Origin of the sequence: Mycolicibacterium neoaurum (genome assembly GCF_036946495.1) — a bacterium.
Taxonomy (GTDB): domain Bacteria; phylum Actinomycetota; class Actinomycetes; order Mycobacteriales; family Mycobacteriaceae; genus Mycobacterium; species Mycobacterium neoaurum_B.
Map to the genome: position 1 here is coordinate 1 of NZ_JAQIIX010000002.1, position 21752 is coordinate 21752.

Sequence of the window (21752 nt, forward strand, 5' to 3'; positions counted from 1 at the left end):
CCCTTGGCGGGAGTCTTGCGGCGTCCGGGCCCGAAGTAGGCCGGGATGTCGTCGCGGTCGTCGTCGAGCGGTTCAGCTGGCATGTTCGATCCGCGGGGACGTTCGGGTGCTCGCATTGGGCGACGGCGTGATTGCCCTGGGCATCGAAGACGTCGATCCGGCCCTGGAGGTCACACTCACCACAGGCTGCGATGCGCCGACGGCGGTCCCTCCGCTCTCGGTCCTGCGCCGCGGCGATCGCGACGTCGGCGGCAGCCTGGTCCTCGCGCCATGCCTCGTAGGCGGTGCGGGCATTGCCGCAATCGGGGCACCGGTTGCGCGTGCCCCTCGGGTGGGCGTCGCAGAATCTCGATGGAGGCCGATCGGTGTGTGGTGTCCGCGAGCAGCTCGGCTGGTGACGTACCCGACTCACTCACCAACAGTTGGGTGATTGGAGGGTGCAGGGAGGGTGGGAGGAACCGCCGTTCCGGTGGTGGCGACGTGGCCGTTCCGGTGGTGGCGCGTGACTGTTCCGGTGGTGCCCGTTTCCACCGGAACCGTTGTTCCGGTGGTGTTTTCATTCACAGGAACCGTGGTTCCGGTGGTGGCGTTATCCACAGGAACCGCTGTTCCTGTGGTGGCGGGCATCGCGAGGCGGTAGACCGCGGCGCGTCCGGCCTTCGGGTTCTCCAGTGCGGTGCGCACAATGAGTCCGAGATCGCGGCCACGCTTCATCGCATCGCGCACCGCCCTGGGCGTGAGTCCTGTGTCCGCAGCGAGGTTTTCCTCGCCCGGGTAGGCATTGGTGCCGTCGCGGTAGTCCGCGTAAAGCTCCAGGGCGATGAGAACGGTCTTCTGGGCCCCGGTGAGTACCGATCGGTCGTAGCGGAGCACGAGGGCGCACCCACCGGCGGCGTTGCTCGGGGTTCATGACGTGGAGACCTCCTGGATCCCGCCGGCCACTCGCCGGCATCTGTATTCGATTTCGCCGCAGGACTTCCAGTACTCCAGCGTGTTGACCACCGCGGCGAAGTCAGCCGCCGTGAGGGTCGTCGGTGGATCCGACCGTTCGCCATGTGACGAACTCGCAAACCGCCAGCCGTGCGGATCGGTCTTCCTTACGGCCCACACCGCCCTCACCGAAAAAGGGCGAATGCCTTGCGTTTCAACGCCGGCGATGGCTTCTCCACCGCGCTACCTCGACCCGGTCGCGGCCCTGTGGCCCATGGCGGCATCGTTGAGTCGGGCGAGCTTGTCCCGGGTCATCGTGATGATGTCGTCGCGGGGCGTCCAGGGCGAGCGCTTTGGGGCGGGTGTGCAGGTCGGGAAATTGCTTGACGCGGCCGATGAACTTTCCGTCGCCGGTGCGTGTGGTGTAGTACTCGCAGTCGTCGAGTCGCGGGATTCGGGACATGTTGCGCGATCTCCTATTTCGACTCAGTGGATTGCGGGCACTTGGGGGTGGTGACCTTGTGTCGGGGGGTGCCATCCGCAGTCCCCACAGCGGCCGAATGACTTGACCCTGCGCCTCGGAAAACAGCACGCGAATCTTCGGGTCGGTCACAGGTTGCCCCGCATACGCGCGACTCGGTACGCACGCCGAGTGCCGTCGTCACGCTTCTCGATCTCTTCGGCGGTCATCGGTCGGCCTTCGGGCTGGTGCCGGAGGATCGGGCCGAAGGCGTCAACGCACCCTTGACAGGGCAATCCCCAGCCGCCCACAGGTTGGTCACAGCCCGGCAGAACGCATGTCGGGAGCGCGAGCTGGTGCACGGTCGCCGTCATGCGATCCGCTCCCGGCCGCCGACACCTACCAGCAGCGCGACGTTGGTCCGCTGTTCGGCATCGAGTCGGTCCCAGAAGTCGAGCAAGCGGTCGGCGAGCAGCAGGGCTGAATACCGCCCGTTTCGGGTTAGTGACCCATTGCTCCCGTGGGAACTGCAATTCCCGTCGAGGGTGGGCGGTGACGGTGGCCACCACGGGGATCGCTGGCTCGTCTTTCAACAGTTCTGCCCAGTCGGTCTCTGGGTCGACAACACCGCTGAACCATGCGGAGGGGTCGAATGGGTCGTCGACCAGCGGCCAGTCGGCGTTGCATCGGTCGACGAAGCGCTCGATGACCCGCCGTTCCAGTGCGGTCAGCCTGTCCTCGAAGGTCACGACACGACCCCCCATCCACTCCAGGTATTCGTCAGAGAGGAGGAATCCCTTGGCCCAGTTCGCGCGTGATGTCAAAGACACCCGGCATACGCCGGTCCAGCGTGCCCACGAGATCGATCGGACGACCCACTCGACCTCTGCTGTGGAGGCCACGGCGAGCATGGCCTGTTCACGGTGCGGCTTGAGGTGGATCGCGATTGGGTGATCGGGTGGAACGGTGAACTGGGCGTATCCGTCCCGTTGTTCCCAGTCCTCGACGTAGAAGGCTCCCTCGTAGCTGGGATGGGGCAGCACTCGGACGATGGTTCGTCGCGGTCCGTCCTGGGTCAGCGCGGAGGTGATCGCCGCGGCGGCCGTCGTTGTCGCAGCGGTCATGACGCGGCCCGGCCGAATCGTTGTTGTGCGGCTTGTCGGGTGGTGCCGAGCCGGGTGGCGATCTCGGCCCACGAGTAGCCGGCGTCGCGGAGGCCGTCCACCGACTTGGCGATCGCGTCGTCGACCTCGCCGGCGAGGGCCAGGAGCTCGGGCAGCGCCTCGACGTCGCCGTCACCGACGCGGCGGGCGTAGGCCCGCACGATCCGGCGGGGTGAACGCGGCGAACTCCGATGTCTCGGTTACCCGACCTGCACGTTTAGGTGTCAAGGCGTCCTTGACGGTGTTTTCGTCCATCAGATGGTCCCGAATAGTCCGAACTCGGGAAGGCACGGCAGGCCGTCAGCGCGGCCCCACAGATGCAGGGCGTTCTGGTGGGTGTTGACGTGTTGGGCGGCGGGTGCGAAGACCTGGTAGGCGTAGCCGTCGCCGAACGCGGCGCGGTGCAGTCGGCCGAGCTCGTCGTAGGTGGGCAGCGTGTCGTTGTGGGCGATGCTGGCGTGGATGTACATGACGGCGTCGAGTCGGTCGGCGGTGACGATGATGCTGCTCGTGCCGTTGGTGTGGAGCATCTTCCAGCCGTCGGGCCCGAACTCGCGGGGTGCGTGCCAGTCGTGCCGGCCCATCACTTTGGGCAGCCGCAGAGGCGGCACCGTGGTCGGGATGATTGTGGCCATCAGGGCTCCGACCGCATGACGCTGAGCATGGCCATGTTCCACTGCGCGTCGGCCAGTGCGTTGTGGGCGTTCTCCGGCTGTGGGACAGCGGACTCGGGGATGCCCAGGCGATCCATCTCTTGCTTGAGATCGTGGGTGTACATCGGCATGCCTTTGGGCAGCTGCATCATCGACCCCCACAGCTGAGCCAGAGCGACGTGGTCATAGGCGCCGAAGTAGGCCCACAGTTCCGGGTGGTACATCGAGGCGCCTACGGGGATGCTGGTGTCGACTCCGGCGAGCATGAAGTCGCGGACCTCGTTGGCGATGACCCACTTCGGTTTGACCCGTATGGAGCCGCGATCGAGGCAACCGTCCTGGGTGACCTCGTTGCGGATATTGTCCCCGGATCCGACCAGGCCGGTTTTCAGGCCGCGCACCGGCAGGTGGCGCCACACGTTGTTGACCAACCACTTGTTGCGCAGGATCCGGTCGACGGGCATGTCGGCGTTGACGGCGTAGTACTCCCGGCCGTCGGCACACACGATGCCGATCGAGATCAGCTCGATGGTGTGGCCGTCCTCCAGGAACTCGGTGTCGTAGCAGTAGACGGTCATGAGAAGTCCCCCAAGGGATTCGAGGTGGGGATGCCGTGCAGGGTCAGCGGCCTACCGGCTGCGAGCTCTTGGCTCCACTGGTAGACCCATTCGCCGAACTCGCCGCATTCCCACGCGCCCACGAGGTCGCGGGCGGCAGCGTCAGCGACGGTCGGGTCGATCGCGCGGAGCACGCCGAGCACGTAGATGAATCCGTATGCCTCGCAGGCGTAGGCGATGCTGGCCACGTACAGCTCTTTGCTGTCCTCCCATTTGATGTCGCGTCGGCGTTTCTCGGTGTCGAAGAAGCTGTCGATGTGTTCGCGCAGCAAGGTTGCGGCTGGGGCGGCTTGGCGGGCGGCGAGCATTTCGTCGCTGTCGCCTGAGAAGCCGATGGGCATGCCACTGTCTTCGGCCATCTCCCATTCGCGGATGACAGCCTTAATCTTGTCCAGTTCGATCTGGTTGGCGTCACCGCGAAAGTGATTGGGGTCTTTGAAGTCCCATCGGAACGGGGCCAGCTTTGTGGCGAGCTCGTCGAGGCGGCGGCAGCTGCCGTTGGATACCGTGCGTCCGGTGGGGGCGTGTGTCAGCTGCAGGTAGCCGTCACCGAATGTGACGGCGTTGTCGTTGCCGACGTGCATCGCGGGTGTGATGACGAGCTCGCGGACATCGGTTCGCAGGGCTGACACCTGAACGCTGAGTCCGCCACGCAGTTGCAGCGTTTCGATGGTGAGTTCTTTGGCCACTTGGGATCTCCTGTATCTCTTGGCCGGATCTGTCTTAGGAAAGTTCGACGCCGAGTTCGGCGGCGATGCGTCGGACGGTGCGTTCGGGGATGCTGAGCGCGTCGGCGACTTCGGCGACGGTGCGGCCTTCCATCTCTGCGATGGCCGCGTCGTAGTCGCCGCCGGCCCACGCTGGGGGTGGTGTGCCCGTGGGCACCGTGATGGATGCAGGTGCGGCGGGGCTCCCGATCGCGTCGAGTGCCGGCGCGGAGGGCGTCGGGTGTGGGACTGGTGGGGTCGGATCGTTGGGTAGCGCCGGGATGATGTACGTGCCGGGGCCGGTGACTTCCCAGGCCGGGTAGACCTCTTGCGCGTCCTCGGCGCGGGCCTCGAAGATGACCGGGGTGTCGCTGCCCCAGGTGTGCGGTTTGTCTTTCGGTGCGGCCGGCAGTGCGCCTTTCCAGCTGGCGGGCCAGGTGAGTGCGGGGCGGCGGCGGTGCTGGTTGGCGATCGCGATCGCGGTCAGCTTGGCGATGGATCCGACGGTGCCGGCGTCTCGCAGGGTTTGGGCCTGGAGGCGGATCCGGGCCGGCGGTAGCTCGCTGAGTCCGCGGAGCAGCGTGTCGGCGTCGAGACGGTCGGCGAAGGTGTAGAGCACCATGGCCATGCCGTGCACGATCGGGGCCTCGTAGGCGGTGCGCTGGTGGCCCCAGGCGGATCGGAGCATGGTGAGGGTGGAGCGCAGCAGGTCGATCCCGCCGGCGGATGCAGTGATTTTCTCCAGGGTGGAGATGCAGCACAGGGTGCCGTCTTTGGATGCGCGCTCGCCGACGTCGAAGCCGAGCTCGGTGGCGGTCTGCTCGATCGAGAGCACGAGCGGGTCACCGGAGGCGCGGCGGGCGCGCCAGTGGTCCCAGGGTGAGGTCTGTTTGCGTTGGCGGTTGAGCTTGTCGAACAGGGCGGCCTCTTCGGCGAGGGTGAGGCCGGTGTGGACGTTGGCGACCAGCGTGGGTGGTTGGGCGAGGCACTTGGCAGCAGCCCAGCGGTGCTGTCCGTCGAGGACGGCATAGCGCGGGGTGTGGTCCTCGCCGCGGTCAGAGATTTCGAGGATGCCGGCCAGGCGGCGGTCCCAAGTGCCGGCCATCTTGCGGGCGCGGGCGATATCGCAGATCCGTTGGTATGTCGGGTCGGCGAAGATCTCGGTGACGTTCACCGCGGTGACGTAGACATCCACCGTGTCTAGCGCGGCCATCAGAGCAACAACCTGGTGACGGGAAACACTCGGTCCGCTTGCTCTTTGGTTCCGAGCCAAGGCTTTTCGACCAGTTTGAATCGATCGTGGTTCTCGTCATCGAACTTGGCCCACAGGTGGTCGATGGGTAGGTCTAGGCGTAGTACTTCGTCCTCGTCCAGGGTGTGGGTGAGCCATCGGTTGATCTCGCCGATGAATTCGGCAGCGGGGACGTGGCCGTGCACCCAGAAGATGTCGCCGGATTCGTCCTCGATGATTTTGAAGGTGACGGCGGTGCCATCAGGGTCCTGATCGGCGGTGATGAACGCATCCGCGGCGGTCAGGCAGTTCGGCGTTGGGCTGCCACCACTCCTGTCGCTTTCGACGGCGACAACCTCGCTTGTGTGCACGAGCTGCCCGTACGGGCCGATCTTCCCGTACAGAACCTCGTTGTCGATGGGCAGCGGATCGGTGCGCATACCGGCCCGGATCGCATATTGCAACGCGGCCGGGTTGCCTTCGGCGTACATCCACGATCCGCCGGTGACTCGGTCCCAGTAGTCCTCGACGTGGTAGTCCTGCTCGCCCTTGCCGAGGTCGACAGTGACGGTCTTCCCAGAGAGCGGGGACGGTTCAGGGTGGATGGCCATATCAATTGCCTCCAAACAGGTTCCGGAAGATGCTGAAACCGGGGTCCTCACGTCCTCCCCTGGTATCGACGTAGACGTCGACGCCTTGGACTACGAGGCGCTCGCCGGCGCGTTCGCCGCGTCCGTCGCGCCGGCGGGCGTTGATGTAGCCGACGGCGACGAGGTCGGGCATGCCTGTGGTGAGGTGGTTCTCGTGCTCGGTGAAGACGAGGCCGCGGTTGAGGGTGTTGGTTGTCATTCGGGTGCTCCGTGGATGTTGGTGTCCCAGATCGGACGGTGGTCGGGGTGACGGGACGCCCAGGCGGGTTGCTGGCCGCCGCGGATGACGGTGCGGCCCTGGGCGGGCTTGTAGGCGAGCTCGGTGGTGATCGGTGCGGGGGTGATGACGCGTTCGACGCCGTAGGGCGGTGTGATCCGCCACATCCTGGTGACGGGCGGGTCGGTGGGGGTCTCGATCGACTTGGCCAGTCCCCATGCGATGGAGGCCAGGGAGGCAGCGATCGCGCCGCCGGCGGCCCAGGTGAACTGGTCGGCGGCGAGGGCGGCAATGGTGACGCCGAGGGCGATCGCGGTGAGGACGGCGAAGATGCGGGCGGTCATGCGACGACTCGCAAGGCGGGGCGGCGGCGGTGCCAGGCTGGGCGTTCGCGGTGGGGTCGCCGCCGGATATGGGTGGGAATCTCGGGGACGTAGGGTTCGGCGATCGTGAACGGTTCGCGGCTGGCCGGGCACACGGCGAGGTCGACCGAGTCGAAGTGCAGGGCGATGTAGCCGTACGTGGCGCGTTCGACGTCTTTCCAGCAGACCGGGCAGCGGTACGCGCATTGCGTTTCCGGTTCCGCCTCCGCCTTTTTCTGTCGGGGTCTGGTTATGGTGGCTGCGCTCACTGCGACCTCTCCTGGTGGTTGGTTGTGGTGGGTCAGGCCGCCGCCCCGGGACAGGGGGTGGCGGCCCACCTAGTTGGAGCCAGGGCCGACCGGGCGGGGCTTGAGCCCGAACGACTTGATCCGCTCAAGCGCTTCGTCGAGCGGATTGGGGTGCCCGGCGGCGGGCGCCGTGGTGGCGAGTCCGTCGCTCACCGCCGCCGGGCTGTCTCCTGCCACATCCTCACGGGCAGGAGCGGGGTCACATTCTGGGCAGCTACCCGCATAGGGCACGACCGATATGCGGTTGTGCAGCAAGCAAATTCGCAACTCATAGGAGCCGTGGTGGAGAATGTCCGCCTCGCCGATGCTGGCGGGAACGGAGTACGGGCCGAGGTAGTCGCTGCGGGACATCCCGGTCGCGATCGCGGCGGCGAGCTCGGTGTTGATCGACGCCGGCGCCAGGCGCTCCAGGGCACGGTGACCGGCCCGAGCCGCCAGCAGCACAGCGCGGCGCGAGATCGCGGCGGCAACGACCGATAGCCGGCCGGGAATCACGAGGATCCCCCGGCCGGTTGTTCGAGCCACCAGGTGTCAGTCGCCCAGTCATCGAGATCGAGTGGGCGGTCGTCGAGGTCTAGCGCCTCGTCGGCGGCATCGAGGACCTCGGCATCGCGCGTGCCGAGCATGTACCGCTGCCGGTAGCCCGCGAACAACCCGGTACCGGCCTCCGTCAGCCGCGCGGCCGCGTCGGCGGCAGCCAGGACCGCAACAACGCCGGATCCGCCCGGGTCTGGAATGAACGCCTTCATGCCGTCGCCTTGAGAAGCGCATCAACATCGGCTGGATCGAAGCGGTAATGCCCGCCGGGGGTGGTCGCTGCGGGCACCAGCTTCCCGGCAGCGACCCAGCGACGGACCGCGGACGGTGTGATCTGATACTTGTCAGCGACTTGAGAAGTCGTGATAAGCGTGACTTCGGACATGCCATAGATCTACAGAACGTGAAAAGTCGCGTCAAGCGCGAATCGCGGGAATGACGTCGTTTTTTCATGTTTTTATGTCTATTGCGCGCTATGCGCGAGTTGTGCGACATTTGCGGTATGAGTACCGACCCGAGTGATTGCCGCTGGGTCCCCGATGCGAGCACGTTCGGGGCCCGGCTTGCGCTTGTGCGTCAGCGAATGGGCTGGAACATGAAGGAGGCCGCGCTCGCGTGCGGTGTCCCCCAGGGTTCGTGGCGCGAATGGGAGCTGAAGGGGCGCGACCCCCGAGGCATCCAAGCCGTCGTCGACAAGATCGTCGAGCGGACCGGAGTCGATGACTACTGGCTCCTCACCGGGCGCACCGGTGGCGGAAACAACGGAGGCCCCGGAGGCGGAGGTGAGACTCCGCAACCAGGGCCTGTGGCTCCCCCGATTGGACTCGAACCAATAACCGCCCGATTAACAGTCGGGAGCTCTGCCAATTGAGCTACAGGGGAATGAACCGAGGACAGACTTTAGCGCATGTACCCCGCGGTCGAAGAATCGACTGGTCAGACGCCCCGTCACCACCTTCTCCGGCGCGTGAGGCAGGATGGTGAGAGTCCTGCTGTCACCGTGGAGGGAGCGTCGTGTTCCGGATCGTCTTCGTACTGGGTGTCGGCTACGTGCTCGGCGCGAAAGCCGGCCGCCGCCGCTACGAGCAGATCACGGCGACATACAAGGCGGTCACCGAGAACCCGGCCACCAAGGCCGTGCTGGACGCCGGGCGTCGCAAGGTCGCCGATCGGGTGTCCCCGGATCCGCAGTTGGTGCGGCTGACCGCGATCGACGCCGAGACCTCGGTGCTGGCGCCCGAGGAGACCGGCATCCGGCCGCGCAACGGCGCCAAGGACTGATTCCGGCTAGGGAGTGCCGCCCTCGGATCGCAGGGCGGCGATATCGGCCGGCGCACCGTCCACGTGGGCGTCTGCGGCACCGATCGGTGTTTCGCTGGGTGTGAGCTCCAGCGCCGCGCGCGGTGCCCGCCACTCGTCGTTCTCAAGGGTGCCGCCGTAGAGCGCGATGCCAAGCGTGGTGACCACCGCGGTTGCCAGGACCCCGACCCCCTTGGTCGCCGGGATCGCGCGGTAGCCGTCCTCAGCGCTCACAATCGACGCCTTCCTGTCGCGTACCCCTAGTGCAGATCGAGTCTTGAGTCTCGCGTCACCAGATAACGAAAGGGACGCGACACGATGACCATTCGCACACGGTCCGCGGACGCCGAGAAACGGCCTGGCCGGGCCTCGGAAGTGTCTTCCGGGACCCGGCCAGGTGAAAGTTGCGGCTTGCTAGCCGATCGGGATGCTGGTGTTCCAGCTGGTGCCCGGCAACACCGGACCCGAGTACAGGCCACCGGGGCCGATACCGATGCTGGGTGTCCCTACGCCGACGCCGTTACCGTTGGAGTAGGACAGGCAGTTGCCGTCCTCCTTGTTACCGAACCAGGCCAGGCAGGCCGGTGCCGCATCGGCGGTCGGGGCGGGCGTCGTCGAGAAGGCCACCACGGGCGCTGCGGCGACGGCGGCCGCGAAAGCGCCGGCGACCACGATTGTGCGTGTCCGATTGCTCAGGAATGACACGGTGGGACCTTTCTGGACAGTTAGCTGCGGTTCCACCATAACGGTTGTGTCGCGATCACGCAGTCAAGTCGTCGCCACTGGCCTGCTCGAGCAGACTGCGCCGGTAGGTCTCCATGGCCACCAGGTCGCCGAAAAGGGCGTGGTACTCGTCGCTGTTGTCCACCGGTGACATGCGCTGCAATTTGGACTTGACCTCGGCGATCTGCCGTCCGATCGACACTTCCTGCAGCCGGGCCAGCACCCCACCGATATAGCGGGCCAGCCGCTCGTCGTCGTCGATCTTGATGGCGTCCACGCTGAGTTCGTTGACCAGCGGCGCGACCTCGCCCGCCAGATCGCGCACCGTCTCGATCCACTGCGCGCCGGACAGTCCGGTCGACACGCCGCCGGCGGCCGCGATCGCGGCCCGCACCCCGGCGTAGGCCGGGTGGGTGAAGCTTTCCGCGCCGAGACTGTCGAACACCGGACCGGCCAGTCCGGGGTACTGCAGGGCCGATTTCAACGCCTCGCGCTGCGGACGCAGTGTCGGGTCCATCGGGTTGGGCCGGGCGATGGATGCCTGGGCTCCCGGCGGGGTGGCCGCGCGCCGGTTGGTCTGCTGGCCGGTCCGGCCGGTCCGCGGACCCTTGCGGCCCGCCTCCTCGCGCACCCGGCCCAGCACCTGCCCGACGTCCTCCCAGCCGACCCACCCGGCCAGCTGGCGGGCGTACTCGTCGCGCAGCGTCGGATCCTTGATCCGCGACACCATCGGAACGCACCGGCGCAGCGCGGCGACCCTGCCCTCGGCGCTGTCGAGATCGTGATCGGTCAGCGCGGTGCGGATGGCGAACTCGAACAGCGGGGCACGGCGAGCGACCAGATCACGCAGCGCACCGTCACCGGAACGCAGCCGCAGATCGCACGGGTCCATACCATCGGCCGCCACCGCCACGAAGGACTGCCCGGCCAGATTCTGCTCACCCTCGAAGGCCTTGACCGCGGCGGCGCGGCCCGCGGCATCACCGTCGAACACGTAGATCAGCTCACCGCGAAAGAAGTTGTCGTCCATCATGAGTCGACGCAGCATCGACAGGTGCTCGTCACCGAAGGCGGTGCCGCAGGCGGCCACCGCGGTGGTCACCCCGGCCAGATGCATCGCCATCACGTCGGTGTAACCCTCGACGACGACGGCCTGGTGCCCCTTGGCGATATCGCGCTTGGCCAGGTCCAGCCCGAAGAGCACGTGAGACTTCTTGTACAGCACGGTTTCCGGGGTGTTGACGTACTTGGCTTCCATATGATCGTCGTCGAAGAGCCGACGCGCCCCGAACCCGATGGTCTCACCGGAGGACACCCGGATGGGCCACAACAGGCGGCGATGGAAGCGGTCGATCGGTCCGCGCTTACCCTCCTTGCTGAGCCCGGCCGCTTCGAGCTCCTTGAACTCGAAACCCTTGCGCAGCAGGTGCTTTGTCAGCTTGTCCCAACCCGAGGGGGCGAACCCGCAGCCGAACCGGGCGGCGGCGTCGGCATCGAAGTTCCGGTCGATCAGGTACTGCCGAGCCGGTGCGGCCTCCTCGGAGCGCAACTGTTCGGCGTAGAACTCACTCGCGGCCGCGTTCGCCGCGATCAGCCTGCTGCGACTACCGCGGTCGCGCTGCACATTGGTGGCCGCGCCGCCGGTATAGGTAACGGTGTAGCCAACCTTGTCGGCGAGCAGTTCGACGGCCTCGACGAAGCTGACATGCTCGATCTTCTGCAGGAACGCGTAGACGTCCCCGCCCTCACCGCACCCGAAGCAGTGGAAGTGCCCGTGGTTGGGCCGGACATGGAACGACGGGGACTTCTCGTCGTGGAAGGGGCACAGGCCCTTGAGCGAATCGACCCCGGCGCGTCGCAACTGCACGTAGTCGCCGACGATGTCCTCGATGTGGACCCGTTCCCGGATGGCCGCGATATCACGATCGGGGATGCGGCCCCGGCCGCCCCGCATCGCATCATTGGCCATCGCCGCAGTCTATCGGCCCGTCATAGGGGCCGGGGCGAGCGCACCTCGTGCACCCTCTCCAGCCGGGACTCGGTGTAGGAGGCGATCTGGTCTACGACGACCCGCAGCCGCGCGCCGTCATCGTCGGCGAGGGTGAACTCGGCGGCGAACTGGGGGTCCAGGCTGCTGGGCGCCTGCGCCCAGAGCGCCAGTGCGACCTCCTGGATGAGGGTCCGCTGATCGGTCTGGATCTGCAGGTGCTGGTGGTCGGACATGATGAACTGCAGCGCCAGCATCTTGAGCACCGCGACCTCGGCTCGCACCTCGGCGGGCACGTGCAGGTCGGTATCGAAGCGCTTGAGCACCGGTGCGCCGCCCACCACCGCGCGGGTCTGGGATATCGCGGCGTTGGCGAACCGGCCGACGAGCTCGCTGGTCAAGTTCTTCAGCGCCACCGAGGCCGTCAGGGTGCCGTCGTATTTGCCGACGGCGGCGACCACCGGCATCTCCGAGAGCCGCTGCGCCGCGGCGAGCAGATCATCATGTGAGACGGCCGGATACGCCCCGGCGCCGAGGCGGGCCAGCGCATCGGCGGCATCGCGGTCGGCCAGCACCCGCAGGTCGATACGCCCGGAGATGACACCGTCCTCGACATCGTGCACCGAGTAGGCGACATCGTCGGCCCAGTCCATCACCTGCGCCTCCAGGCACGGGCGGTTGGCCGGTGCGCCGTCGCGCAGCCAGTTCGCGGCGGTCATGTCGTCGTCGTAGAAACCGAACTTCTTCGGGTTCTGCGAGCGCGCCCACGGATACTTGGTGACCGCATCCAGGGCCGCACGGGTGAGATTGAGACCCGCCGAACGACCATCGGCGGTAAGGACTTTCGGTTCCAACCGGGTCAGGATCCGCAGGTTCTGGGCATTGCCCTCGAAGCCGCCGAACGGCGCCGCGATCTCGTTGAGCGCGCGTTCACCGTTGTGCCCATACGGCGGGTGGCCGATATCGTGGGCGAGGCCGGCCAGATCCACCAGATCCGGATCACAACCGAGACCAACGGCCATTCCCCGGCCGATCTGCGCGACCTCCAGCGAATGGGTCAGGCGGGTGCGCGGAGTGTCCCCGTGGCGGGGGCCGACCACCTGGGTCTTGTCGGCCAGCCTGCGCAGTGCCGCCGAGTGCAGCACCCTGGCCCGATCGCGGGCGAAGTCGGTGCGGTGCTCGGTGGCGTTATCGGCCAGCTTCGACGATCCCACGCCGGCACCCTTGGGCGACTCCGGTACCAGCCGCTGCCGGTCGAAGTCGTCGTAATCGGATGTGTTGCGTTGCGTGGCCACCGCCCGACAGTCTGCCAGCACCACAACCGCGGTTCGGACATGACTGCCGCCACATGGGCCGGCGAGTCACTAGATTGACGTGCATGCGCCTCGCCCGATTGCTCAGCATGTTGCTCGTGGCCTTGACCGCGGCCCTGTCGATGGCACCCGCTGCGCTGCTCGCCGCCCCCGAGGCGGCGGCGCGACCACCGCTGCGACTACCCGACCAGATCGTCGACGAGTCCAACGTCCTCGGTGCCACCGGCAAGGAGCAGGTCGGTCAGGCCATCGACCGGCTCTACCAGAATCGCCAGGTGCGGCTGTGGGTCGTCTACGTGGACAGCTTCTCCGGGCAGAACGCCGAGCCGTGGGCGCAGGCGACCCTGCGGGCCAGCGATCTCGGCGAGTACGACGCGCTGCTGGCCGTCGCCACCACCGATCGTGCCTACGCCTTCCTCACCGGATCCGCGGCGGCCAGCAACTCTGAGGCGAACACGCTGCGTCGCAACGAGATCGAACCTGCGCTGCGCGATGGCAATTGGGCTGCCGCAGCCGTCGCCGCTGCCGACGGGCTCGATGCCAAGACAACCAGCTCGTCGTCGGGTCTGAACTGGTTCGGCGTGCTGGTCGTGCTGGCCATCCTCGGGCTGGGCGTGCTCGGCCTGCTGCTGTGGTCGCGGCGGCGCACGCGCAAACGCCGCGAGGCCGATCTGGCCGCCGCACAACGCATCGACCCGACCGATCCGAGTGCGCTGGCCGCGGTCCCGTTGGAGACGCTGGATGAGCTGTCCCGGTCGATCGTCGTCGAGGTCGACAACGCGGTGCGCACCAGTGACAACGAATTGACACTGGCCGTCGAAGAATTCGGTGAACAACGCACCGCGCCGTTCAGTGCCGCGGTCACCGCGGCGCGCACCGCGCTGACCCAGGCCTTCAACGCACGCCAGATCCTCGACGACACGGTGCCCGAGACGCCGGCCCAACGCCGCGACCTGCTCACCCGGGTGATTGTCGCCGCGGCCAAGGCCGATCGCGAACTCGACACCCAGCGCGAGGCATTCGGTCAACTGCGCGATCTGGTGATCAATGCGCCCGCCCGCCTCGACGTGCTGACCCAGCAGATGGTCGATCTGACCACCCGCATCGCGCCTGCCGAGCAGGCGCTGGCCGAACTGAGCCGCCAGTTCGCCCCCACCGCCCTGCATTCGGTGGCCGATAACGTCGACACCGCCAAGCAGCGCCTCGCCTTCGCCGACCAGAACATCAGCAACGCCCGGGCGCTGGTGGCCAGGCCGGCCGGGCAGCAGGCCGGCCTGGTGGATTCCGTGCGGGCGGCCGAATCCGCACTGGGGCAGGCCCGCACAATGCTCGACGCCATCGACAGCGCGGCCGGCGATATCAGTCGGGCGATCGCGACGCTGCCCGAGGAGATCGCCGACGTGCAGGCCGGTATCACCGCCGCCGACGCACAACTGAGCCGCGGCGGCTTCGCCGAGGCCGCCGAGCTCAAGGCGGCCCGCGATGCCGCGGCACAGGCGGTGGCGACGGCGCAGGAGTGCGGAAACACCGACCCGCTTGGTGCTTTCAGCGCACTGACGCAGGCCGACGCCGATCTGGACCGGCTGCTGGCGGTCATCGCCGAGGAACGGCAGGCCCAGGAACGGTTGCGGCGGTCCTATGAGCAGGCACTGTCCGCGGCGCAGTCCAGGGTCCGCGGCGTCAGCGATTTCATCGACACCCGGCGCGGCAGCGTCGGCCCCGAGGCGCGTACCCGGCTGGCCGAGGCGGTGCGTCAGCTGCAGGCCGCGCAGGACAAGGCCGCCGACAACTCGACCGAGAGCCTCCCGACGGCCATCGCGCACGCCAACAGCGCAACCTCGCTGGCCATGCAGGCCCAGCAGTTGGCCAACAACGATGTCAGCTACGCCCATCAGGCCCACAACTCCCAGCACTACGGCGGCGGGTCGAATTCCGGTGCGGTACTGGGCGGGATCATCATCGGCAACATCCTGTCCGGGGCGCTGCGCGGCGGTATCGGCGGCAGCGTCGGCGGCGGGAGCTGGCGGTCCACATCGTTCGGCGGATCGGGCGGTGGCGGCTTCGGCGGTGGCGGCGGCCGCTTCTAGGTCGTGTACAGCGAAAGATGAACGTACACCTCATCGGGTGCGCGTTCGTCGACGATGATCTCGCGGGTGACCGTGCCGTGCGCGGCCGTGTCCACCTGGTCCTGTGCGTAACGGGGGTCGGGTGCCGTGCTCAGCTCGGGTCCGGCTATCACTTTCGTGGACTTCGGGATATCGGAAGGCCGGGGCGCCTCGGAGAACTGCGCCAGAAACTCGCCCAGCTGCGCCTCGGTCATCCGTAACGCCAACCGGTAGCGGGTGTCTCGACCGGAATCGGTGTCGGTGCCGAGAACCTGGACATCCGGCGGCAAGGTCACATCGCCGAATTGCGCTGCGGTCTGCGCCGATACCGGCATGTTCTGGTCTCCTCCGTCGCGCGGGGTTTCTGGCTTCGAGCAAGCACTCAGCATCAGCAGCACAACCGCCAGGACCACAGTCAGCCTCATCGGGGCACTCCGTCATAGGTCGAGACCGACGACGCACCCCTGATATCGAATTCACGTGCCAGCCCGGCGGTTTGCAGGCCCGCCATCTGGTCGTCGGTGATGGTGATGGGGCCGATCTTGGTCTCCTTTCCAGCGTCCCAGTTGTATCGATCGGCGACATCGACCTGCGACTCGACGTGAACCCGGGGCTCCCCGCCCGGTGTGTCCGGCGGGTAGACGGTCACCACGCCACCGGCCGACATGTCCACCCCGCCGACCGCGCGGTACCAGTCGGGATTGGCGTCAGGATCCATGTAGTAACCCTGCCACGGGGTGCGGAACGGGACGGGCTGACCGTACTGGCCGGTCGCGGCGGCCTCGGCCACGATTCGATTCACCTCGTCGTTGACCATCGCATCCCCGCGGGCCTGCATCTGCGGGATATCGTTCATCATCGAGTTCACGTCCAGGTTGTACGGTTTGCCCGTGTTGTCCAAGTAGTGGTCGAGGAGCTCCGCAGCGTGTGGCCATTTCTGCTCGATCAGCGGCAGACCGCCTTCGATGGCCGCTTTGAACGCCAGGTCGTCGCCCCGCGAATACCAGGGCTGCGAGCCCCATTCACCGGACCCCTCATCGTGCTTGCTCCACGGCGGTGGTTCGGGGATGCCGTTCTCGCCCGGCTCGGCAGGCGGCTGGTCGGTCGGCTGACCGTCGGGGTCATCGGTGTCGCCGTCGCGACCCTCGCGGTCCCCCAGCGCCTGATATCCCTCCCCGATGGCGCGGATCCGGGCCGCGATGCCGTTCATATCGGTATTGGAGCGGCGCAGGATGTCGGCGACCTCGCCCACACCGCGTGACACGACGGGGATCAACGCACGCTCACCGGCCGCGTTGGGTGGGACGCTGGCGGCCGCGCTCAGCACCCAATGCTTGATCTCCTCCAGGTCCCGACGACCGGCGGCGACCACCCGAGCGGAGCGATCCACCTCGGAGCCGAGTCGCCGATCGAGTTCGGCGAGCCCGCTGATGGTGCCCGCCAACCGCTCGTTGCGACCGGCGTAGGCGTCGGCGGCGGCACCCGTCCAGTCCGATCCGGGCGCGGCAGAGGCAACCACCTCCCGCAACCCATCGAGCGGGCGGCTCTGGTCGAACTCGGTGCCACCGACGGGTGTGCCCTCGCCGAGCGTCGCGCGGGCGTTGTCCCACGTCGAAAGAAATGCCGCAAGAACGCTGATCGCCGCCCCCTTTGAATCCCTGCACTCAAATCCTAGGTGAGCCCAGCACACCTACGACGCGGCAATTCAGGGCGGAGCGAATTCAGGGCTAACCAGGGCCGTTCGCCCGCTCGCGGGCGAGGGAGGTCGTCAGCAGCCCTTGAGGCGCACCGCGAGGTAGTTCGACACCTCGGAGATCGCCACCCGCTCCTGGGTCATGGCGTCGCGCTCGCGCACGGTCACGGCGTGGTCCTCCAGCGAGTCGAAGTCCAGCGTGAGGCAGAACGGGGTGCCGATCTCGTCCTGCCTGCGGTACCGGCGGCCGATGGCGCCGGCATCGTCGAACTCGACATTCCAGCTCTGGCGCAGCTCGGCGGCGAGATCTTTTGCCTTGGGCGACAAGTCGGCATGCCGCGACAACGGCAACACCGCCGCCTTGACCGGGGCCAGCCGCGGGTCCAGCTTGAGCACGGTGCGCTTGTCCACCCCGCCCTTGGCGTTGGGGGCCTCGTCCTCACGGTAGGAGTCCACCAGGAACGCCATCAGCGACCGGGTCAGGCCGGCCGCCGGCTCGATCACATACGGCGTGTACCGGGTATCGGAGGCCTGGTCGTAATAGGTCAGTTCCACCCCGGATGACTTTGCGTGACTGGACAAGTCGTGATCGGTGCGGTTGGCGATGCCCTCCAGCTCACCCCACGGATTGCCGGTGAAACCGAACTTGTACTCGATATCGGTGGTGCCCGCGCTGTAGTGCGAGAGCTTCTCCAGCGGGTGCTCGTAGAGCCGCAGATTCTCCGGCCGGATCCCGAGGTCGATGTACCACTGCAGGCGGGTCTCGATCCAGTACTTGTGCCAGTCCGGCGCGGTCGACGGCTCGACGAAGAACTCCATCTCCATCTGCTCGAACTCGCGGGTGCGGAAGATGAAGTTGCCCGGGGTGATCTCGTTGCGGAAGCTCTTGCCGATCTGGCCGATGCCGAACGGAGGCTTCTTGCGGGATGTGGTCACCACATTGGCGAAGTTGACGAAAATGCCCTGCGCGGTCTCCGGACGCAGGTAGTGCAGACCTTCCTCGGACTCGATCGGCCCGAGGTAGGTCTTGAGCATCATGTTGAAATCGCGCGGCTCGGTCCACTGACCCTTCGTGCCGCAGTCCGGACAGACGATCTCGGCCATCGGCACGGCGTCCGGGTCGGCGAGTCCGTCCTTGGCGCCCCGCTTCTCGAAATAGGCCTCCTGCAGGTGGTCCTGCCGGTGCCGCTTGTGGCAGTTCAGGCATTCCACCAGCGGGTCGTTGAACACCGCGACGTGACCGGAGGCCACCCACACCTGCCGCGGCAGGATGATCGCCGAGTCCAGGCCGACGACATCGTCACGACCGGTGACCACGGAACGCCACCACTGCTTCTTGATGTTCTCCTTGAGCTCCACGCCCAGTGGCCCGTAGTCCCATGCGGACTTGGTGCCGCCGTAGATCTCGCCCGATTGGTAGACGAGGCCACGGCGTTTCGCCAGGTTTGCAACGGTGTCGATGATCGAAGGAGACGAAGCCACGGGTCAACAGCGTAGCGACGACCTGCGGCGGGTCGCGCCGGGGCTGGTGCGTGGCGGGCGTTGACATGCACGGATCTGCATGTATTCTGACCCGTAATGAAAATCATTTCCAATTCTGCCACGGCCGAGGACCATTCCGCGCACTCCCATCCGAGTACGCCGTTCCCCGAGTTGCCCGCCCGCGAGGTCCTGGACAATGCCGGCGATCTGCTGCGCGCGCTGGCCGCGCCGCTGCGCATCGCGATCGTGCTGCAGTTGCGCGAATCGATGCGCTGCGTCCACGAGCTGGTCGACGCGCTCGACGTGCCCCAACCACTGGTCAGCCAACACCTGCGAATCCTGAAGTCCGCGGGCGTGGTGGCTGGGGAACGCAGCGGGCGCGAGGTGATGTACCGCCTCGTCGACCATCACCTCGCCGAGATCGTCATCGCCGCCGTGACCCACGCTTCGGAGGACGATCGATGAACACACCGGTGCGATCGACCAAACAGCGCGCGGCCATCTCGGCACTGCTGGAGAACATCGACGACTTCCGGTCCGCGCAGGAACTCCACGATGAGCTGCGCAAGCAGGGCGAGGGCATCGGGCTGACCACCGTGTACCGCACCCTGCAGTCGATGGCCACCGCAGGCCAGGTCGACACCCTGCGCACCGACACCGGCGAGTCCGTTTACCGCCGCTGCTCGGACCAGCACCACCATCACCTGGTGTGCCGGGTCTGCGGCAGCACCGTGGAGGTCGACGGCGGTGCCGCCGAGGTGTGGGCTGACGAGGTCGCCGCCGAACACGGATTCACCGAGGTCTCACATACCATCGAGATCTTCGGGCTGTGCGGGCCCTGCGCGGTCAGCTGACCCGCACGAGCTCCAGCACCGTATCCCTGGTCAGCGGGGCCAGTTCGATATCACCGGGTGCGTGTGGATCGATCCAGGCCATCTCGGCGATCTCGGCCGCCGCGGACGGCGGACCGTCGAGTTCGACGAGGAAGAGATCGGCGGCCACTCGATGACCGGGCTCGTTGGCCGCGGCGGCATCGTGGTGGCCGAGGTCGCGCACCGAGTCGGCGACGATTCCCACCCCGAGTTCCTCGATGATCTCGCGGTAAAGAGTCTGCAGTGGCGTCTCCCCCGGTTCGAGTTTGCCGCCGGGCTGCATGAACGCCGTCGTCCCGCGCTTGCGGACCACCAACACGTGTGCACGCGCGTCGAGCACGACGGCCGCGACCACCCGGATGACGGCGCTCACGCCACCAACGTCCGGCGCACATCGGCGCCGGTTGCCAGCACCATCATGATCAAAGTGCCCAGCGCCTCATCAGCCAGTCCGGACGCGGGAAAGTTGTAGCGCAGCAACACATCTGCCGACTCGTCCTTCTCGATCAGCGAGACCGTGCCCAACAGGGTGTTCCTGGTGTGCCCGGCGACGATCCCGCGCAGCGCGTCATCGAGCGGCTGGTCCCAGACCAGGATCTGGTTCAGCGAGACCATATCCAGCCCCTCGCCCACACTGACCACCCGCAGCGAGGCGAACGTCCCGTCATGGTGCACCGTCAGCGCACCGTCCTCCTCGCGGGTGGCCGGCAGCAAGGCCTCGACGACGGCTGCCAGTCGGTCCTGTAGTGACATCAGGCTCGCCCGAAGCGACGATTGCGGTTCACGTACTCCTCGCACGCCGCCCACAGATCGCGGCGATCGTAATCCGGCCACAGCTTGTCCTGGAAGACGTACTCGGCGTATGCGGCCTGCCAGAGCAGGAAGTTGCTGGCACGTTGCTCACCGGAGGTCCGGATGAACAGGTCGACATCGGGAATATCGGGTCGGTGCAGATGCCTGGCGAACGAGGCCTCGCTGATCCGGCCGGGGTTGATCTTGCCGTCGGCCGCCTCCTCGGCGAGTTTCCGTGCGGCCTCGACGATCTCGGTGCGTCCGCCGTAGTTGACGCAGTAGTTGACGGTGATGACGTCGTTGCCGACGGTCATCTGCTCGGCGATGTCGAACTCCTTGATGACGCTGCTCCACATCCGCGGTCGCGACCCCACCCAGCGCATGTTGACGCCCATCGCGTCCAGGTTTTCCCGGCGCCGGCGTACCACCTCGCGGTTGAAGCCCATCAGGAAGCGCACCTCTTCGGTGCTGCGCTTCCAGTTCTCGGTGGAGAACGCGTACACCGACAGGTGCTTGATACCCAGTTCGATGGCTCCGCAGGTGATGTCGATCAGCACCGCCTCGCCCATCTTGTGGCCCTCGGTGCGTCCCAGCCCGCGTTGGGTGGCCCAGCGCCCGTTACCGTCCATCACCACCGCGACATGGTTGGGGACCTGGTCGGCGGGGATCTGCGGGGCCACCGCCTTGGAGGGGTGCTGCGGCGGCCGGGAGAACCGGCCGTTGGTCTTGGGCGGCAGGTCGGGGAACACCACCGGCCACGTCGAGGTGTCCGGGAATTCCGGATAGTCCTCAGGCGCCGGGGGCAGCTGCGGGTAGGTGACCTTGCCCCGTTTGATTGCCATGCGCCATATCCTGCCCGAACACCACCGTCCGGCGTTCAACGGCCGCACTATCGACCCGGTAGACCCGCTCCACCAGCGGCAATGTCCGCAGCTGACGTTCCAGGTGCCATTGCAGGTGCGCGGCAACCAGTCCGCTGGCCTGGCTGCGGTGCGACGTGGTGGAGGCTTGCGCAAACTCCCAGTCCCCGTCGTGCAGCGCAGACATCAGCTCCAGCACAGCTTGGGCGGGGGTTGCCGAGCCGGACGGTCGGCAGTGCACACACACGCTGCCCCCGGCGGCCACGTTGAAGGCCCGGTGCGGGCCCGGTGCGGCGCACCGGGCGCACTCGGTCAGCGCAGGCGCCCAGCCCGCGATCCCCATCGCCCGCAGCAGGTACGCATCGAGCACCAGCTCACGGGGACGGCGGCCCTCCGCGACCGCCCGCAGCGCCGCCACGGTGAGACCGTGCAGTTGCGGGACGGGGGCGCGTTCCTCGCCGGCCAGGCGCTCGGCGGTCTCCAGCACCGCGCAGGCGCAGGTGTAGCGGCCGTAATCGCTGACGATGTCGGCGGCGAAGGCGTCGATGGACTGCACCTGGGTGACGATGTCGAGGTTGCGGCCGGGATGCAGCTGAACGTCGATGTGCGCAAACGGCTCCAGCCGCGCCCCGAACTTGCTGCGGGTGCGACGCACCCCCTTGGCCACCGCGCGCACCACGCCGTGCTCACGGGTGAGCAGCGTCACGATCCGGTCGGCCTCGCCGAGCTTGTGCTGGCGCAGCACCACCGCTCGATCCCGGTACAACCGCATCCGCCCAGTCTCCCATTAC

Annotated in this window: 29 protein-coding genes and 1 tRNA gene; 4 read left to right on the top strand and 26 right to left on the bottom strand. The window is 67.2% G+C overall.

The window, feature by feature from the left end:
• Positions 1–408: 408 nt before the first annotated feature.
• From PGN27_RS05490 to PGN27_RS05560, 15 genes are all read right to left on the bottom strand, one after another.
• Positions 409–873, bottom strand: coding sequence for a hypothetical protein (locus PGN27_RS05490; RefSeq protein WP_335325247.1), 465 nt, complete (start codon positions 871–873; stop codon positions 409–411).
• Positions 874–1539: 666 nt separating this feature from the next.
• The gene (locus PGN27_RS05495; RefSeq protein ID WP_335325248.1) at positions 1540–2514 is read right to left on the bottom strand and encodes a hypothetical protein; all 975 of its coding nucleotides are present in this window, start codon (positions 2512–2514) and stop codon (positions 1540–1542) included.
• A complete protein-coding gene (locus PGN27_RS05500) occupies positions 2511–2714 on the bottom strand; it encodes a hypothetical protein (RefSeq protein WP_335325249.1) in 204 nt (67 codons plus the stop codon). Before PGN27_RS05500 ends, PGN27_RS05495 begins: the two co-directional genes overlap by 4 nt.
• Positions 2715–2807: 93 nt before the next feature.
• A complete protein-coding gene (locus tag PGN27_RS05505) occupies positions 2808–3188 on the bottom strand; it encodes a DUF7694 domain-containing protein (protein WP_335325250.1) in 381 nt (126 codons plus the stop codon).
• Positions 3188–3784 carry a 3'-5' exoribonuclease domain-containing protein gene (locus PGN27_RS05510; RefSeq protein ID WP_335325251.1) on the bottom strand — a complete coding sequence of 199 codons (597 nt, stop codon included), beginning with the start codon at positions 3782–3784 and terminating at the stop codon, positions 3188–3190. The genes PGN27_RS05505 and PGN27_RS05510 overlap by 1 nt, the downstream gene beginning before the upstream one ends.
• Positions 3781–4512 carry a hypothetical protein gene (locus PGN27_RS05515; RefSeq protein ID WP_335325252.1) on the bottom strand — a complete coding sequence of 244 codons (732 nt, stop codon included), beginning with the start codon at positions 4510–4512 and terminating at the stop codon, positions 3781–3783. The genes PGN27_RS05510 and PGN27_RS05515 overlap by 4 nt, the downstream gene beginning before the upstream one ends.
• Before the next feature lie 34 nt (positions 4513–4546).
• Positions 4547–5743: a DUF6551 family protein gene (locus tag PGN27_RS05520; RefSeq protein ID WP_335325254.1), complete on the bottom strand. Its 1197-nt coding sequence runs from the start codon at positions 5741–5743 to the stop codon at positions 4547–4549.
• Positions 5743–6372 carry a hypothetical protein gene (locus PGN27_RS05525; protein ID WP_335325255.1) on the bottom strand — a complete coding sequence of 210 codons (630 nt, stop codon included), beginning with the start codon at positions 6370–6372 and terminating at the stop codon, positions 5743–5745. The genes PGN27_RS05520 and PGN27_RS05525 overlap by 1 nt, the downstream gene beginning before the upstream one ends.
• A gap of 1 nt (position 6373) precedes the next feature.
• Positions 6374–6610 carry a hypothetical protein gene (locus tag PGN27_RS05530; RefSeq protein ID WP_335325256.1) on the bottom strand — a complete coding sequence of 79 codons (237 nt, stop codon included), beginning with the start codon at positions 6608–6610 and terminating at the stop codon, positions 6374–6376.
• Positions 6607–6972 (bottom strand): hypothetical protein, encoded by a 366-nt coding sequence (locus PGN27_RS05535; protein ID WP_335325257.1) that lies wholly within the window; start codon positions 6970–6972, stop codon positions 6607–6609. Before PGN27_RS05535 ends, PGN27_RS05530 begins: the two co-directional genes overlap by 4 nt.
• Positions 6969–7259, bottom strand: coding sequence for a hypothetical protein (locus tag PGN27_RS05540; protein WP_335325258.1), 291 nt, complete (start codon positions 7257–7259; stop codon positions 6969–6971). The genes PGN27_RS05535 and PGN27_RS05540 overlap by 4 nt, the downstream gene beginning before the upstream one ends.
• A 69-nt stretch (positions 7260–7328) precedes the next feature.
• Positions 7329–7823, bottom strand: a complete 495-nt coding sequence (locus PGN27_RS05545; protein ID WP_335325259.1) for a hypothetical protein — start codon at positions 7821–7823, stop codon at positions 7329–7331.
• The gene (locus PGN27_RS05550; protein ID WP_335325260.1) at positions 7790–8047 is read right to left on the bottom strand and encodes a hypothetical protein; all 258 of its coding nucleotides are present in this window, start codon (positions 8045–8047) and stop codon (positions 7790–7792) included. The genes PGN27_RS05545 and PGN27_RS05550 overlap by 34 nt, the downstream gene beginning before the upstream one ends.
• Complete coding sequence (locus tag PGN27_RS05555; RefSeq protein ID WP_335325261.1) at positions 8044–8220, bottom strand: helix-turn-helix domain-containing protein; 177 nt, start codon at positions 8218–8220, stop codon at positions 8044–8046. Before PGN27_RS05555 ends, PGN27_RS05550 begins: the two co-directional genes overlap by 4 nt.
• Before the next feature lie 421 nt (positions 8221–8641).
• Positions 8642–8717, bottom strand: a tRNA-Asn gene (locus PGN27_RS05560).
• A gap of 132 nt (positions 8718–8849) precedes the next feature.
• On the opposite strand from PGN27_RS05560, the gene PGN27_RS05565 reads away from it, so the two are divergent.
• Positions 8850–9116 carry a hypothetical protein gene (locus PGN27_RS05565; RefSeq protein ID WP_335325262.1) on the top strand — a complete coding sequence of 89 codons (267 nt, stop codon included), beginning with the start codon at positions 8850–8852 and terminating at the stop codon, positions 9114–9116.
• Positions 9117–9122: 6 nt separating this feature from the next.
• Here PGN27_RS05565 and PGN27_RS05570 read toward each other — a convergent pair whose 3' ends face one another.
• From PGN27_RS05570 to PGN27_RS05585, 4 genes are all read right to left on the bottom strand, one after another.
• Positions 9123–9368 carry a hypothetical protein gene (locus PGN27_RS05570; RefSeq protein WP_335325263.1) on the bottom strand — a complete coding sequence of 82 codons (246 nt, stop codon included), beginning with the start codon at positions 9366–9368 and terminating at the stop codon, positions 9123–9125.
• A gap of 180 nt (positions 9369–9548) precedes the next feature.
• Complete coding sequence (locus PGN27_RS05575; RefSeq protein ID WP_335325264.1) at positions 9549–9839, bottom strand: DUF7155 family protein; 291 nt, start codon at positions 9837–9839, stop codon at positions 9549–9551.
• 55 nt (positions 9840–9894) lie between these two features.
• Positions 9895–11811, bottom strand: a complete 1917-nt coding sequence (dnaG, locus tag PGN27_RS05580) for a DNA primase (RefSeq protein WP_335328639.1) — start codon at positions 11809–11811, stop codon at positions 9895–9897.
• Positions 11812–11846: 35 nt separating this feature from the next.
• Positions 11847–13139, bottom strand: a complete 1293-nt coding sequence (locus tag PGN27_RS05585; RefSeq protein WP_335325265.1) for a deoxyguanosinetriphosphate triphosphohydrolase — start codon at positions 13137–13139, stop codon at positions 11847–11849.
• 83 nt (positions 13140–13222) lie between these two features.
• Between PGN27_RS05585 and PGN27_RS05590 the strand changes: the two genes are divergently transcribed.
• Complete coding sequence (locus tag PGN27_RS05590; RefSeq protein WP_335325266.1) at positions 13223–15244, top strand: TPM domain-containing protein; 2022 nt, start codon at positions 13223–13225, stop codon at positions 15242–15244.
• Here PGN27_RS05590 and PGN27_RS05595 read toward each other — a convergent pair.
• The 3 genes from PGN27_RS05595 to PGN27_RS05605 form a co-directional block, all read right to left on the bottom strand.
• Positions 15241–15687 carry a hypothetical protein gene (locus PGN27_RS05595; RefSeq protein ID WP_335325267.1) on the bottom strand — a complete coding sequence of 149 codons (447 nt, stop codon included), beginning with the start codon at positions 15685–15687 and terminating at the stop codon, positions 15241–15243. The genes PGN27_RS05590 and PGN27_RS05595 overlap by 4 nt on opposite strands.
• Positions 15684–16952, bottom strand: coding sequence for an EspA/EspE family type VII secretion system effector (locus PGN27_RS05600; RefSeq protein WP_335325268.1), 1269 nt, complete (start codon positions 16950–16952; stop codon positions 15684–15686). Before PGN27_RS05600 ends, PGN27_RS05595 begins: the two co-directional genes overlap by 4 nt.
• Positions 16953–17030: 78 nt before the next feature.
• A complete protein-coding gene (locus tag PGN27_RS05605; RefSeq protein WP_335325269.1) occupies positions 17031–18437 on the bottom strand; it encodes a glycine--tRNA ligase in 1407 nt (468 codons plus the stop codon).
• A 96-nt stretch (positions 18438–18533) separates the two neighbouring features.
• On the opposite strand from PGN27_RS05605, the gene PGN27_RS05610 reads away from it, so the two are divergent.
• Positions 18534–18902 (top strand): ArsR/SmtB family transcription factor, encoded by a 369-nt coding sequence (locus tag PGN27_RS05610; RefSeq protein WP_335325270.1) that lies wholly within the window; start codon positions 18534–18536, stop codon positions 18900–18902.
• The gene (locus tag PGN27_RS05615; RefSeq protein WP_335325271.1) at positions 18899–19291 is read left to right on the top strand and encodes a Fur family transcriptional regulator; all 393 of its coding nucleotides are present in this window, start codon (positions 18899–18901) and stop codon (positions 19289–19291) included. The genes PGN27_RS05610 and PGN27_RS05615 overlap by 4 nt, the downstream gene beginning before the upstream one ends.
• Here PGN27_RS05615 and PGN27_RS05620 read toward each other — a convergent pair.
• From PGN27_RS05620 to recO, 4 genes are read right to left on the bottom strand one after another with little or no spacing between them, the layout of a single operon-like run.
• Positions 19284–19682, bottom strand: a complete 399-nt coding sequence (locus PGN27_RS05620) for an NUDIX hydrolase (protein WP_335325272.1) — start codon at positions 19680–19682, stop codon at positions 19284–19286. The two genes, PGN27_RS05615 and PGN27_RS05620, sit on opposite strands and share 8 nt — an antisense overlap.
• On the bottom strand, positions 19679–20062 hold the full coding sequence (locus PGN27_RS05625) for a hypothetical protein (protein ID WP_335325273.1): 384 nt from the start codon (positions 20060–20062) through the stop codon (positions 19679–19681). Before PGN27_RS05625 ends, PGN27_RS05620 begins: the two co-directional genes overlap by 4 nt.
• Positions 20062–20943: a decaprenyl diphosphate synthase gene (locus PGN27_RS05630; RefSeq protein ID WP_335325274.1), complete on the bottom strand. Its 882-nt coding sequence runs from the start codon at positions 20941–20943 to the stop codon at positions 20062–20064. The genes PGN27_RS05625 and PGN27_RS05630 overlap by 1 nt, the downstream gene beginning before the upstream one ends.
• Positions 20891–21733, bottom strand: coding sequence for a DNA repair protein RecO (gene recO, locus PGN27_RS05635; protein WP_335325275.1), 843 nt, complete (start codon positions 21731–21733; stop codon positions 20891–20893). Before recO ends, PGN27_RS05630 begins: the two co-directional genes overlap by 53 nt.
• Between the last annotated feature and the right edge of the window lie 19 nt (positions 21734–21752).